The organism is Rhizobium sp. 2YAF20, from assembly GCF_052114685.1.
GTDB lineage: Bacteria > Pseudomonadota > Alphaproteobacteria > Rhizobiales > Rhizobiaceae > Rhizobium.
This window is the reverse complement of sequence record NZ_JBFRFF010000048.1, coordinates 25,383-37,811: the sequence shown is the minus strand read 5'-3', so window position 1 is coordinate 37,811 and position 12,429 is coordinate 25,383. Positions and strand designations below refer to the sequence as shown.

14 protein-coding genes and 1 pseudogene are annotated in these 12,429 nt (G+C 55.4%); 4 read left to right on the top strand and 11 right to left on the bottom strand.

The annotated features are described in order from the left end of the window. Positions 1-320: 320 nt before the first annotated feature. The 3 genes and pseudogenes from AB4Z52_RS31625 to AB4Z52_RS31615 all read right to left on the bottom strand — a co-directional run bounded on the left by AB4Z52_RS31625 (position 321) and on the right by AB4Z52_RS31615 (position 1,499). Entirely contained in the window at positions 321-878 is a 558-nt protein-coding gene (locus AB4Z52_RS31625; protein WP_442221822.1) for an HNH/ENDO VII family nuclease, read from the bottom strand. A gap of 209 nt (positions 879-1,087) precedes the next feature. Beyond that, complete coding sequence (locus tag AB4Z52_RS31620) at positions 1,088-1,264, bottom strand: ribosome modulation factor (protein WP_442221821.1); 177 nt, start codon at positions 1,262-1,264, stop codon at positions 1,088-1,090. A gap of 48 nt (positions 1,265-1,312) precedes the next feature. Further along, positions 1,313-1,499: pseudogene (locus AB4Z52_RS31615) on the bottom strand (DUF3008 family protein). Positions 1,500-1,656: 157 nt separating this feature from the next. Here AB4Z52_RS31615 and AB4Z52_RS31610 point away from each other — a divergent pair. The 3 genes from AB4Z52_RS31610 (at position 1,657) to AB4Z52_RS31600 (ending at position 3,270) form a co-directional block, all read left to right on the top strand. Next, positions 1,657-2,184 carry a DUF4142 domain-containing protein gene (locus tag AB4Z52_RS31610; RefSeq protein WP_442221820.1) on the top strand — a complete coding sequence of 176 codons (528 nt, stop codon included), beginning with the start codon at positions 1,657-1,659 and terminating at the stop codon, positions 2,182-2,184. 238 nt (positions 2,185-2,422) lie between these two features. Continuing rightward, complete coding sequence (locus tag AB4Z52_RS31605) at positions 2,423-2,776, top strand: hypothetical protein (protein WP_442221819.1); 354 nt, start codon at positions 2,423-2,425, stop codon at positions 2,774-2,776. A 158-nt stretch (positions 2,777-2,934) separates the two neighbouring features. Next, positions 2,935-3,270, top strand: a complete 336-nt coding sequence (locus AB4Z52_RS31600) for a hypothetical protein (RefSeq protein ID WP_442221818.1) — start codon at positions 2,935-2,937, stop codon at positions 3,268-3,270. 353 nt (positions 3,271-3,623) lie between these two features. Here AB4Z52_RS31600 and AB4Z52_RS31595 read toward each other — a convergent pair whose 3' ends face one another. From AB4Z52_RS31595 to AB4Z52_RS31585, 3 genes are all read right to left on the bottom strand, one after another. Then, positions 3,624-4,601 carry a L,D-transpeptidase family protein gene (locus AB4Z52_RS31595; RefSeq protein ID WP_442221824.1) on the bottom strand — a complete coding sequence of 326 codons (978 nt, stop codon included), beginning with the start codon at positions 4,599-4,601 and terminating at the stop codon, positions 3,624-3,626. A 423-nt stretch (positions 4,602-5,024) separates the two neighbouring features. Continuing rightward, positions 5,025-6,062 carry an alpha/beta fold hydrolase gene (locus AB4Z52_RS31590; protein WP_442221817.1) on the bottom strand — a complete coding sequence of 346 codons (1,038 nt, stop codon included), beginning with the start codon at positions 6,060-6,062 and terminating at the stop codon, positions 5,025-5,027. A gap of 9 nt (positions 6,063-6,071) precedes the next feature. Further along, complete coding sequence (locus tag AB4Z52_RS31585; RefSeq protein WP_442221816.1) at positions 6,072-7,667, bottom strand: RcgA family putative transporter; 1,596 nt, start codon at positions 7,665-7,667, stop codon at positions 6,072-6,074. A 215-nt stretch (positions 7,668-7,882) separates the two neighbouring features. Between AB4Z52_RS31585 and AB4Z52_RS31580 the strand changes: the two genes are divergently transcribed. Continuing rightward, positions 7,883-8,164 carry a hypothetical protein gene (locus tag AB4Z52_RS31580; RefSeq protein WP_442221815.1) on the top strand — a complete coding sequence of 94 codons (282 nt, stop codon included), beginning with the start codon at positions 7,883-7,885 and terminating at the stop codon, positions 8,162-8,164. A 97-nt stretch (positions 8,165-8,261) separates the two neighbouring features. On the opposite strand, the gene repC is transcribed toward AB4Z52_RS31580, so the two are convergent. The 5 genes from repC to AB4Z52_RS31555 form a co-directional block, all read right to left on the bottom strand. Continuing rightward, positions 8,262-9,554 (bottom strand): plasmid replication protein RepC, encoded by a 1,293-nt coding sequence (gene repC / locus AB4Z52_RS31575; RefSeq protein WP_442221823.1) that lies wholly within the window; start codon positions 9,552-9,554, stop codon positions 8,262-8,264. Positions 9,555-9,954: 400 nt separating this feature from the next. Beyond that, entirely contained in the window at positions 9,955-10,674 is a 720-nt protein-coding gene (locus AB4Z52_RS31570; RefSeq protein ID WP_442221814.1) for a hypothetical protein, read from the bottom strand. 22 nt (positions 10,675-10,696) lie between these two features. Continuing rightward, entirely contained in the window at positions 10,697-10,891 is a 195-nt protein-coding gene (locus AB4Z52_RS31565; protein WP_442221813.1) for a hypothetical protein, read from the bottom strand. A gap of 454 nt (positions 10,892-11,345) precedes the next feature. After that, positions 11,346-11,471, bottom strand: a complete 126-nt coding sequence (locus AB4Z52_RS31560) for a hypothetical protein (protein ID WP_442221812.1) — start codon at positions 11,469-11,471, stop codon at positions 11,346-11,348. Between the two features lie 323 nt (positions 11,472-11,794). Further along, the gene (locus AB4Z52_RS31555; protein WP_442221811.1) at positions 11,795-11,956 is read right to left on the bottom strand and encodes a hypothetical protein; all 162 of its coding nucleotides are present in this window, start codon (positions 11,954-11,956) and stop codon (positions 11,795-11,797) included. Positions 11,957-12,429 lie beyond the last annotated feature (473 nt).

Here is a 12,429-nt window from a genome sequence, read left to right as displayed (position 1 = left end):
CAAGCCGACAGGTCGCAAACCCGGAAGACGCACGGATTACATGAACGATCCGGCGGTCATTGCGCGACGTGAGAAGGCCCTGTTGCGGCAGCAAGCTGCCGAGTGAATGACCGATCGGATCGTCTTAAAGCTAAAGTCGAAGAGGAGCGTCTCAACCGCCCCCTCCCTTCCCTTGCAACCCGGCTCAGCCGGTCCGGTCGGGGGCTTGCCTCAGCGCAAGTGGACATGTCGAGTGTCGCATTTCTAAATGGCCGAAGACGCGCCCAAAGTGACATTTCTATTTTGCACAAAGGCGGACATTCCAACTTCCCCGCCACACATCAATAAACCATTGATATGGCTATTTTTTCGCGCACTGCTTTTCTAGGAAAACCAATCGCCTGACCTTCCCCGATAGCTGAGCGCAGCTCCCCGTACACCCCGCCCATCTCTTCATTGAGGGTCAATGGAGATAAATAACCAACAAAAGCAATACTCACGGTTTTCAGGAACTTCTTGTAATCCTCCGTGAACCGAAAACCCGTCGCAGCTTCATATCTTGCTATCAGGGCATCATCCGGCAGAGAATTTTTACGCTGCGCCGGATCATCCCACCGGTTTACTTCATCGATGATAGCGTCAATGTCATCAGCCATTGTGCGTCCCCTATGCCCGCCGCCAAGCATTAAATTGCGTCCGATCGATACCCGACGGAATATCGTTGGTATTGACATGAATAGCCGCGGAGTTGCTTTGATGGAAGTCTGGGTCAGTTCCGCAATGGGGCCATCTTGCGTTTGAGTCATGTGATGTAGGTTGATGGGGTTGCCATCCGGCCCGATGGGAGCACGACCGGCCTGCATTAACTCAAGATTTGCCTTGCCGGTTTTAGGGTCCATCGAATCGTTGTGGTGATATCGACGCCGATCAGTCGCGCTTGGTGTTTCGTCGCAAGATTGATGGCGGTGCGTAGACGCGCCGGGCAATCCACACTGACGTCCAGGTAACAACGATATCTCGATAAGCCATGATGTCCTCCGTTTTCACACGCGTATAGTCGCGGCGATCCCAATGCCTCCTTTCATTCAGTTTCACACAAAATCCCAACTCATCGCCCGTGGCAGGACGCCTTCTGCGCATCGAGAAATCCGTGCTCCCAATATTTGGCGACGTCGCTCCCCTCCGCATGCGGGTTCTTTGCATTGTCACCCCCGCCCTGGAACGCCCGGGCACCCGCGTCATAAGCTTCCTTCTGGTCTTCAGTCGGTTTCCTCATCTCGTCCATCTAATTTTTCCTCCGACGGTGGTGGCAATAGAACGAAGTGCCGCCAAACTATTTTCGGACATGTTCCGGCTTGCCTTTGGTCTTTGTGGCCGCGAACTCTTCGAGCTGCTTCTCACTCATGGATTCGACCATCTGCTTGGGAAGCGCCCTCGAGTTCACTTATCGGCGTCTCACCGCGCTTTGCGGAAAGGGCCGCACCTGCGGCTTTTTGTTGAGCTTTCGACTTGGCTGGCATGATGTTGGCCTCCTTCTTTCACATGTAACTCGGAGTCGCATCGCTGGTTCCAGGAGATCATGGGTTCTGGCCAAGACGGCGCTTCCCGTTTGTGGCGCACGGTTCGGAACACTCAAGCGCCGGGATCGTTGTGCCTGCTCCCAACAAGGAGATAGGCATGAACCGCATTGCAATCGCGTCCGTCGCACTCGCTCTGGCAGCGCCAGCTCTCGCCCAGTCCGCCGCCGAAAAGACCGGGGTGAATTCCCTGATTGGCGTCGCGCCGAAGACGGAAGATTTCGTCCAGGAAGCCACTACGAGCGACATGTTCGAAATCGAATCCAGCAAGCTGGCGCTTGTTCGTGCCGACGCCGCGACGAAGAGCTTCGCTCAGCAGATGATCACGGACCATGAGAAGACCACCGGCGAACTGAAGGGCCTGGTGACAAGCGGCAAGGTGCAGGCAACGCTACCGACAGCCATGACGTCGTCGCAGCAGAGCATGCTCGACAAACTCAAGAGCCTGCAAGGCAACGACTTCACCAAGCAGTATCACTCGGATCAGGAGGCCGCGCACAAGGATGCCGTCGATCTCTTCAAGCGCTATGGCGACGGCGGCGACAACGCCTCGCTCAAGGCCTGGGCGTCAGCGACGCACCCCGCCCTGGTGCATCACCTGCAGATGGCCACGGACCTGAACAAGTGACGCCAAACCATAGGGAGATCATAAGGCCCAACTTCCCGGCACCGCAGTTCGACACCCCGTAGCAACCCATGTCGGTTCTGACCAATGCGTCCCGGTCCCCGACCACGGTGAGCGCAGGTATCGCGGTTTCTGCTTGCCGAAGTTCTCCGCGTCCTCAAGTATGACTTGTCGGATGCAGTTTACGGAACACCCCGCGCACCAAAGACATTTCCTCCCAACAAGTTGAAGGGGACAAAGCATGACCAAATCACCATCCAAATCGCCAGCAGTGCAGTCGATGCGGCGAGAGCAGGCTGAACAGCGCGCCCGCGGCGGACAGAATGTTCTCGACAAAGGTCTGGAAGACACCTTCCCGGCGTCTGATCCGGTCTCACACACCATAACCTCGATCCCAACGGGCCGCGTGGATACCGACGAAGCGCAAAGGGTGAAGGAGCAGAGCGCCGAGGTTGAGACCGAAGACGTCGAACGTTTCCCCAAGAACTCGCTCCAAGACTACATTGCAGACATCGAGCGTAGTGTCCGCGCGCAGCCGCTGACGTCCGTCGCGATCGTTGCAGCTTTGGCCTATCTGTGGGGAGCGACCCGCTAAGTTCACGCTGCCAGCTTGAAGATCCTGGTGAGCATGCCATCATTCCAGTTGGTCGGTCAGACAGTAGGTCAAGACCGCACATGAATTATCGAGACCACCGGAGCGGCGTCGGTTGGCAGACCCATACCCACTAGTTCTACTACCGGAGAGGAAAGCGTATGCCGCTATCGATGAGAGACGACATGCCGCCGTTCATCACAGGGGAGAACGCACACATTCCCATGACCGATGGCAGCACCGACTGGCTGGTCGTCGTCACTCGCGAGGCCATGGAGGACGTCGCCGCACCGCCCGAGATCTCGATGGACTGGTTGATGGTCCATCGCGCCTTGTTCGGGAAGGTCGCGAGCTACAAGCTGGATCACGGCCGCGCTGGAAGTGAGGGGACGGTCTGGGTGCAAAGCGAAGACGTCCTGGAATGGAAGGCGCAATCCTCAGGGTGCGCAAGTGCCGCCGACGTTAGCGTGCGGCAGGGGCCGCCGAAGTCTCCATGAACCTTCGCGTGCGTTTCGATCGGGGTGGCAGCCGCTTGTCGGCAACTGAAATTTTCCAAGCCAGGACCTCCGATGAATTCAGAGTCTTGTCCCGAACGCGGACCTCAGCTCTGGCGCAGCACAAGGTCGAGGTTTTGACCTGGCTTCGTTCCGCGCAACTTCAGAATTATATCGCGATCCTTCGCGCGATTGTCGGCCGCGGGGGCGGATTGGGACGAACACTTCGGGCGTTTCGGTAAGAGCCAGCGAAAGCGCTTCCCCGACGCGAGACCCTGCAAGGTCAGCAACGGCGGACGAAATGAGGTGCCGACCTGATGGCCGCCAACACCTTCCTGCGGCACCTTCTCGATGCCTCAGTCTTTGAAGTCGACGACAACGCCTGGCTTTACCATTCCCGCCAATTCCTCCACATCCCAGTTCGTCAGCCGTACACAGCCGTGCGATCCGACCTTGCCAATTAGCTTGGGTTCCGGCGTGCCGTGTATTCCGTAGGTAGGCTCGGTCAGGTCGATCCACACCGTGCCGACTGGTCCATTCGGTCCCTTCGGGATGGTCAGCACCTTGTCGTTCTTTCCCTGCTTGAAGTTTAGCTTGGGATCGTACCTATATGTTGGCATCCTTGCGACACCCTTCACCTTGTGGGTGCCCGAGGGTGAAGGAGCTTCTTTGCTTCCGATTGTCGCCGGATATACTGCAAGCAACAAGCCGTCCTCAGCGTATGCAATGACCTGCCCTGTCCGCTTTCTGGCTTCGATCCGCTTCACCTTTCCCTCCCTCGGAGATCCAGGCATTACGACATAGATCGTCTCCCCGGGGACGAATTTAGCACCAGGGTTCAACGTCTTCACAAGATCGATATCCATGTGGAACCGCTCGGAAAGCTTCTCTGCCACGCTCGTGTATCCGAGGCTCTCCATTTTTGCCTTTTCGCCGTAGTCTTTGGGTATCTTGTCGACAAGGCCCGTCGCATCGTCATTCGAAACGACATAGCGCTCAATGATCGGCGTCTTGTCCTCCAGGCGAGCGGCCACGTCGCGATTCAGCCTTCCGTCGACAGGCAGACCGCGCATCTCTTCGAACCCAGCCACGGCCTTGCGGACGTTGTCCCCGTAGAATCCGTCGATGACGCCAGGAGACGACCCGGCGCGGTCGAGCAAGACTTGAAGACGGACGATAGCTGGGTCGGGGTTGGAGGACGCTTTGCGCGGCCGCTCTGGTGCGATGGAAGCAAGTGATGCGGCATCGATCGCCTCCGGACGTAACGCGTGAGCAGCGATGGTACCAGCAGAGAAGATCAAAACAAGCATCACGAGCGGAGGGAGTGTTTTCATGGTAACTGAATGGACAGCGACGAAAGTGGTTCCGCCGACTGTTGTCTGCTTAGCGTGTAACATCGTTGTTTCTGACGCTGCAGCTATTTCGTTGCCGCGTGCGGTGGGCATCGACTGGACAATAGAGCCGCTTCACGCATCGCATCAGCGTGCTCGGATGGACGTATAACGGACGGCGGCCTGCGCCGACGCCGGATCGGGGGCTGATCAAGGTGCGTGCAAATCGGACAATTCAACTTTGTCGCGACAGTATAACATCACAGGCGTATAGTCATGGCTCTCCCACGATCCGACTATCGGCACGACCCTGCGGCGCCCTCCACCGTCCCTCCATTAGTCGGCAGTATCGACGCATCGCAACCCGCCATCCGCTATGACCGTTGCGCACACACCTCTTCTCGGCCATCTGCATCGCAGCAACCGTCATCTTCTGGGTTTGATCAACGAGCCCTGAGCTGAGCGGGAAGACAGAAACCGTTTCAGGCTCAAACCCGCCAACAAAATGTGAGGCGGCATGCCGAGCGAATAGTGACCACAGTTTAATTCCAAAATATTTGGCCTAGCTCCGACGGCCTTCAGCCTCTGCATGAACCGCTGCGATATCTCTGGCAGGACAACCTTGTCCCTCTTAGCCAACACAACGTGAAGTTCGAGATCGGTCCGTGCCAAATTATGCGTGTAATTCTCTAGGTTAAGCGGACCCCACGCCCTTCTGAGATCGGTGAGGTCAATAACGGGCTCGAGGCTTTCACGTATCGATAGTGTAGCGCGCCCCGTCCAAACCATATCCGCGAGACTTCCCGCTGTGAGAAACAACGAGGCTTTTGACACAGTCGAGTCGTGCGCAGCGACCAACCCTGCGACCCAGGAACCTAAGCTCATACCGAGAACGGAAATCTCTCGATAGCCTTGGCCTTTCAACCAACGAATGAGCTTTCGCCCGTCCCATACCGCCTGCCTTATAGATTGGATCGTTCGACCGAGATTCGGGCTAAGCATGTAATCTGCGTGCGCGGAGCCCGGACGGCTGCGCTCGATGTGATAGGGCATAGCGATCTCGACAACCGTGATGCCGCGCTGTGAGAAAAAGTTGGCAATGTGACGGTTCCGTGCAGTTGCATTCCAGTGATGAAAAATCACCAATGCCTGATCGAAGGACCCGCTTTCTGTGATTTTCGCCCAGACGACATTGTTCTCCTCTACGTCAGTAGACATGCCCGATGGAAATTTGAGCCACCCATCTTGCCTTTGAAAACCTTGATCGCTTCCACTCGGTTCATCGAAGAAGGCTGGATCAGCCACGGCCTGGTCGGCAAGAACAAAAAACTCCTCGAGACTTGCTATCTTCTCCACGCCAGGAAAGGCGCGTTCCGCGTCAAGGACGAACTCCGTTCTTTCCTTCCCCTCCTCACCGCGCCGCGCCCGCCGTTCGTCCCACCGATCAAGCCAACTATGATACACTCTGATTTCCTACCTCCCTCGTTCGCGATGCCCAAACCCTGGATCACACAGGCCATATATCCCGAGGAGCACTCCAATGCCCAGAAGGATCGAAAAGCCCGCAAATGCATCGATCAGCAAGTAGCTAGCAAAGAGCAACGCTACGACCGCGGACATCTTCCACAAAGGCACTTGAAATCGACTTCCGCCACCTAAACGGATGGAACCATACAGAAAGACAACACAGGTCGAAATAGCGACAAGAAGGCTGCTGTAATGCGTCGGCATTCTATAGCTGAACCTGTTGCTGACATCTGCGTGGGGATGCAAGACTGATGACATATCGCCGACAAGCCAAGCCACAATGTTCTCTCGATCAGATGTCAGGTAAGAGCTTTGGGCTTTCATGCATATGGCGACGAGAACACCCAAAACCGTACACCGAAAAATTCCGCGCATCAGTCGGAGGCCGCGTTCATTGAGTTCGTGTCGATATTCCACCTCCGACCGGATCTTCGATGCCTCTTCAATTCTCCAAAGATCATGGACCATCGTGTGAAGCAAAATGAGACCCACGAAAAACAGGTAAAAGCACAGGCACATGTATAGATATGCGAGCGCCGTGAACACAATCGACATTGGCACCGATATGATTTCAGGGCGCACAATGGCCAGTGAGCCCCAACTTGTCGCGTAGTCGGCACCACCTTTCATTAGTGGGACCAAACACACGCCGATCCATTGAAAAAGACCGGCGAACAATACACAAATCAAAAAAACCGCCCAATATGAATAGGAAGAAGCCTCTACATTGCGGCCCCAATCACGGTCGCTTTCCATCTTGTCGCCCTGCGCTAGTAGCTTCAAGCGCCCTTCACCTTTCCAAAAGACAAGCAGCTCTGTCACAAGCGAAAAAAACAGTGGCAAAAGCACCATGAAGAGGAATGTCCAATTCGGTGCCCAAAGAAACCCAACCTGCTTCACGACGCCATCCGCCCGGACGTACGTGGCGCTGTGAATGCCCGTGATGTACGACAGGAAACCTAGAGCGGTGGCACCCGCAAATACCGACGCCGGTAAATTCAAGGGAGATCCGTGAGAAAAAAGCGCTTCCGATCTCAAGGCCAAACCGGGACGCTGGCCCGGCCGCTTGATATCGGTCTCTCGCGCCAACTCCGCCGGCGCCCCTGTTACATCATCGACTGTCGCAGTCCATGCCGCTTCCGGAACCCCGGGCGCAAAGCTGGCGCTGCTTCTCGCATTCTTCGATTCTCGTCTCTTTGCCGTGAACCGAGATTGCGCCTCGCTAAGCTCCATCTGCCATTCACTGGTTGCGACTGGATCATCGCACCCAAAAATCCTTGCAAGCCAACGAATGTTGGCAGTGCTGATCCCCTTCTCGTTCTCTTGAAACCAAAGCTGAACCGTTCGCAGATCCACCCCAACCCGGTTCGAATCAATCTGTGAAATCGCCTCGGCAAGAAGCTCGGGCGTCCACGACCCCGCGGGGAAACCGTCACTGCCTAAAGCCCGGCCCGCTCCGGCCGCAGCCAATCGCTTGAACAATTCTTTGAAATCACTCCCGTCGTTTGGTGGAGGGATAAATAATTTTCCGTTTTTTAACAAAAGCTTACCGATTTTAATTTCGTTTGGTTTCGTATCCTATCGTGCCTTTGTCCTCAATCAACGGCTATATCGCCTCGATGCAACTTTCCACAAGGAGCACCCTGATAAGTCGCACTCGAACCTCCGTGCATTGTCCATCTGAGGGGACAAGGCATGCCTCGACACTCGATCGCCTCGGCGTTGTCAATAATCACTTTGGAAAAATGAGTTCGAAGATGGCCAATGCTGCCAACACCATTGTCGTAAACGTCCCCCATATCGGCTTGAGCAAGGACAGCGCGCGAGGTTTCGCACTGGACCAGTTCGCCAGGCAACAGGGCTATCAATCCTTTGCTGAATGGTCTGTGCATTGCTTCGATCAGGCATTGCAGATCTCTGGCGAAGTTCGTGAAAGCGACTCCATAGACGTCGTAACGGATGAGGCGGAACCAGCAGGATCGCTACTAAAAACGTTTGGATACGAAGTCGTTCTCCGGCTGCGAAAGACAGATGGCTGACGCAACACTTTCGCGAGCATGCCTTCAAACTGACCCCACCGGTGGCTTTTTCCAGCGTCATCAATCACTTTGCTGTTGGAACGCGTTATAGCGATCATCAATGTAGCTTTTGAGCCGATGCCGCCATCCCAAACAGAGATCGGCTTAATCTCAAAGTCCCCTTCCGGCTCCGATTGACCAGTTCTCGCAAATATCCGCCCGGGTTCGAAACGGAGCCATTCGCATTGCGTTCAGCAGTCAGCGCCAAGGCGACGATCGCAAGATCCTGCCCAAGCACCTCCACGGCCTCCTGATAGACTTGGGGATTGACGTAACAAAGTCGGCAAAGAAGCCCGCCCGATGAGCGGAACGCCGCCCAGTGATTGAATATCTCGGGCACCATCTCAGACAGCTGGACAAAGGCCGAGCGCAGCAGCGGCAATGAAACATTGACGATGTCGTCATCCGTCTCTGTCGGCGGCGTTTTTCGCTTGCTTGGCGCCGGAGTATCCGAAGGCTTGTTTTCATAAGCCATCGCGCCAATGGCGCCGGACTCGTCGATGTATTGCGCGTCAGCGCAAGTCCGCTCTTCATTACAAGATTCAGAATTTGGGGTTTCAGCTGTAGTTTGTAGAGGCCGAAATTTCGCTACCTTGGTGTTATAATCTCGGCGATCATAGAGTGCTTCGAGGAGCTCGGCTGCTTCGGCGCGCAGGGCCTTGAGCGCATCAACGACCTCAGCCAATTCGACCGATCCCTGCGCGCGCCGCTCACGTAGTCGGTCAAGCCGTGCTCGCAGCGAATTCCAGGCTTCGTCGAGTGATCCCAACTCCCGCCTCGCCGCCTCAATGATTGCTGCTATGCCCCTTCTCAGCAAAGTACGGCTATTGGAGTGGCGCTTGCACTTGCCTGCTTCAAAGTCTGCCGCATCGGAAAGTTCGAGCAGTTCACAATAACGAGCGGCAATTGGGGATAAGTTGATGCCATAGGCCTCGACGATGCGGCCATCCTCACTCCGCCGGCCGCGACGCTGGTAGATCGGATGGTCAGAGTAACAAATCAGGCCGGCTTCGACTAAGCCTGCGAGATGATACTTCAATGTCGAAACCCTTATGCCCAGGCGCCGCGCCAACAATTCGTTTGATGGCCAAACGATCGGAACAGCCTCAGTATCGGACCAGTCGATGGCCTTGGAGAATGCAAATAGTTGGTCGATCAGCGCAATCTTCGCCGCTTTGAGCCCGATTGCTGAGGCATACCGTTTTGCCACTTGTAGCGCCTGGATCCGCGAAGGCCGGCTCATACTGGATCTGTCTTGATGATTCGTTCGGTAAGCTGCAACAGTGCGGTCAGTCTGAAGGCTCGTGGCAGTCACTCGCCGGTTTGCATATGCGCGATGGGAATTTGGCATGCTTGTCATTCGCGTCCTCTTCGAAGGACACGGCAACAGAAAACCGTTCGCCAAAATGGCGTCGCTGCTTGACAACAATGTGTTTTTTGGAGAAGATCGCGTTACTTCTTGTGGGTGATCAACCCCGTATTCAAGCATTGAGCTTTGACGGATCGACCTTGAAAGCGCCAACTTTCAGGGTCTTTTTCGTTTTGCCGTGCGCTGTCCTTTCACCTCACCAATCGAATCGTTGGATTGCCGATCGATGGCGTAAGTCGTTGATATTGAACAATCCGTTTCAAGCCAGCCCGCGATAGGCCGCCTAAACGAGCAATATAGCAAACGATGCGGTGAATACAAGCAAATGACTTCCTTCCCTTGGCGAACCGGGTCGTCATCGACGGATCTTCGAAGGGTTTTTTCAGGGCGGTGTGATGTCGTCGATCACCTGTCCCGTCACCTCGAGGTGAGCGGCATGGACAGCCTCGAGAGCATCCGGGCGGATGCTAAAGATCTTGGCGGCCTTGCCTTTTCGAACCGACGGGGCGTTGCGAACGTCAATGACGCCCCTGTCCTTTAGCGTCTTCGCCAGCCCGGTGATTTGCGAGACGTGGTTGTCCGTGCAATTCGCAATGGAGCTGGCGGTGGGCTTTCGGCCGGCGGCGATCTCTGCGGCTACTGCTGCCAGAAAACCAACCTGCCTCAGCCGCGTGGATCCGGTATCATTGGGGAAACGCGATGCCAGGACGACGTAGAACAGCTTGTAAAGTTTGTCAGCGGAGATTGCCTCCGCGTTGGTCGTCTTTTCAGCGGCTTCGTCTTGCTGCTGAGCTGGGACGAGGGGTTCACTCTGCGCCTTTTCTTCAACGCCGGTTATCTGCGCGACAACCAGTTTGCCCAATACGAAAGGAATGCGCTCTTCAACTTCTGCCGCGAAACGCACGACCCAATCATGAGCGTCCCGCGGGAGGAAGACGCGCGATTCCGTCAGGTGTTCACCGAGCGATTTCGCCCACCAGGCCCGGCGATAAGCGTTGTATTTTTCGCGTGATGTCATGGTGATCGTGAAGCCAAGAAAGCAAGTCGATTGAAATGGATCGAGCGGATCTAAATGCTCTTCGACTTCATATAGATCAGACATGCGGGCCACAAGGCAACAGCCACTACGCGTATACTTCGATCGCCAAAACTAGGTGCCGTTCTCTCATCGCTAAGTTAGATGCGGTGGTATCGGTCCATCCGGTGTTCATCCCTCGCCGCTCCCCGTGCCGCACGTTGTTGTCCTTATTCCGCACAATGTCGGCCTCGATCTCGGCGATAATTTTCATTTGATCTTCGCGGCAAGCCTTCAAATCCATTGGGTCCTCCACGAGTTGAAACAAGGCGAAGGCTGATTCCGAGGCTTATGTCCTCTTCAAAGAGGACAACCCCTTCTCTTCCGCAAATCGAAAGAGGCCATTGAGACTAATATACGAATGATCGTCATCGCACGTTCGCAGGAAGTCGCTGGAGGATATCTCGAAATCGATGATTGTGAACCCCGCGCCTTCAAGGCTCATCTTCCTTAGGTGCCTAAGGAACAGCCAGCGGTCATAAGAACTATCGAGGTCGTGGGGCAGGATGCGCCAAAATTCCGCATAGTCTTCCGGCTTGATCGTTGCGAGGTAGAAGGTGGCCATTGCCGTTCCCGCGAAGTGGGGCGAAAGACATAGCCAATCAACTACGTCTCCGGTGCCGACGCAAGTCAACCATCAGCAGGATGTAGACCTGGCTCGCCGTCAAGAAGACCCGACAGATGTTGAGGCCTGGGCCTTAGACGAAAAGCGAGCAAACGAGTGCGACGCCGAAAATGGCCATTGGCAGGGTAAGCACCAGCACGCCATTGATCCATTTTTCTTCTGCGGATGGCATGTATTCCTGGTCATTGGTCGATTTCATAATTCGCTCCTCCATATGCGGTGAACTTAAACGAACTCGCCTTCTTGTCGCCTCAAAGTTGATTTCAGCGAGTCACAGAGAGAAAACGCCGATGGCAAGCCCGCGTCGCCTCTCGTAGAAGCGCACCGTTGCGGGTTGTTATCATCGGGCTGTTAGCCACCTCAAAAGAGGAATATTATCTCAGTGCGCCGCTGGCGCGGGAGGAAATATAATGGCTGAAGAATGGCCGCTTTATATACTTCAGTGCATGGTTTTGATTGGTCTAGCAGGCGTTTTTATAATCAGGTGAGGAAGCGGCCCGCAATCGACAGACCGCCTACCATTTACACAGCAATCCGACGTGCGGCTTTGTCAGAAGCCTTGCGGTCGGCGCCGTGTGTCTCGATGATCTTCTTCGCATCTTCCATTGTGATGCGGTGCTTTTTCGCCAGATAAACCGCGTCGTACGGTTTCTCTGACGCGTTTGCGTCCATGGTGTCAGCCATCTTAAGTCTCCAAATTTTGAGGTAAGGGCGAACGCAGTAGCCGCCCCTAAAGGGCGCGCTGCTTGCCTTGACCCAGATATGGTGATCCGTCAGCGCAGGTGCAACTAACTCACCAATAGGTGAACTTTGACCGCACGCGCTGCCTGGCATCGTCACTACGACACCGCGCGATGGAAGTGATGGACAGAACGCCTTTCGACCATGAGTCGCAATAGGCGCAAGCATGGAAAGCTGGCACGTCGTGAACAACATCGAATGGCTTGAAAGCGGATGGCGCAACGGTCAGGCTTGAATGGCTATCTTCCCGGTCCATATCCTGACCGTAAGGCGGCGGTTGCTGCCGGCGAACAGCGTTGTCGTGAGCTTGGTTGGCGGGACGTCTAGTCACTCCTCTTAGCGGAAAAGAGGCCAGGAGCTTTCGTCGTTTGGGGGAAACGCAGGCACCTGGTCTATAAACCCGGCCGGGGAAGATA